The sequence below is a fragment of the Micromonospora sp. ATLC20 genome (assembly GCF_057196585.1).
The window spans coordinates 1-1,155 of record NZ_JBXUOV010000384.1; the positions used below are offsets into that span (position 1 = coordinate 1).

Here is a 1,155-nt window from a genome sequence, read left to right on the forward strand (position 1 = left end):
CTGGCGGAGCACGCCGCCCCCCCCCCCCCCCCGCCGGCGGCCGCCCCCCCCCCCGCGGGGGCGCCCCCCCCCCCCCCCCCCCCCGCATTCGGGGGCGGGGCGCACGCCGCCGTGCCGGAGCGCTTCGCCCGGTACCGGCTGACCGCCGGGTACAACGCGACAGTCAACCGCCGGCAGTTCCGCGCTCCGGGCATCACGTGGCCGACCGACTATCGCGAGCCCGACCGCACCTACCTCGACACGCTCACGCTGCGGCACGGCGATCTGACGATGGAGCTGCGGCACGGCCGCGGCGAGACGGACGACGCGACGATGGCCTGGCTGCCCGACCGGCGCATCCTGTGCTGCGGCGACTTCTACGCCTGGGTGGCACCCAACGCCGGCAACCCGCAGAAGGTCCGCCGCCACGTGGCCGAGTGGGTGCGGGCGCTGCGCTGGATGGCCGGCCTCGGCGCCGAGATCCTGCTGCCCGGCCACGGTCTGCCGGTGGTCGGTGCCGATCGCGTCCGGGAGACGCTGCTCGGGTCGGCGACGTTGCTGTCGACACTGCACGACGGTGTGGTGGCGATGATGAACGAGGGCCGCACGCTCGACGAGATCCTGCACGCCCCCCTGGTCACGCCGGAGGTGTCCGCCCTGCTGGCCCAGCCGTGGCTGCGCCCCACCTACGACGATCCGCAGTTCATCGTCCGCACCGTCTGGCGCACCTACGGCGGCTGGTACGACGGTGACCCGGCCACCGTGCGACCGGCGCCGCGCGCCGACCTGGCCGCCGAGGTGGCGCAGCTCGCGGGCGGGGCGTCCCGCCTGGCCGAGCGCGCCCTCGACGCGGCGGACCGCGGCCGGCTCGACCTCGCCGGTCACCTCGCCGAGTGGGCGGCGTTGAGCGCTCCCGAGGACCGTGACGTGCAGCGGGCACGCGCCGACGTGTTCGGGCGGCTCGCCGCCGGGACCCCGGCGTTGATGGCGCAGGGCATCTACACCTGGGCGCAGGCCGAGGCCCAGGCCAAGGCCGACGACGTCGACCCGTGGTCGACGATGCGCGGGGGCCGCTGGGCGCCCTGACGCCGGGAACACGGCGGACACGACAGTGGGGGCGGTACCCCGCTGCCGGGTCCCCCCCCCCCTTCGTTTACGGAATTTCTCGGCAGACAA

Annotated in this window: 1 protein-coding gene; it reads left to right on the top strand. The window is 76.0% G+C overall.

Translation table 11 applies throughout. The features are described 5' to 3' along the window. Positions 1-111 precede the first annotated feature (111 nt). Positions 112-1,065, top strand: a complete 954-nt coding sequence (locus tag AC2CHG_RS31480; RefSeq protein WP_484526217.1) for an alkyl sulfatase dimerization domain-containing protein — start codon at positions 112-114, stop codon at positions 1,063-1,065. The last annotated feature ends 90 nt before the right edge of the window (positions 1,066-1,155 follow it).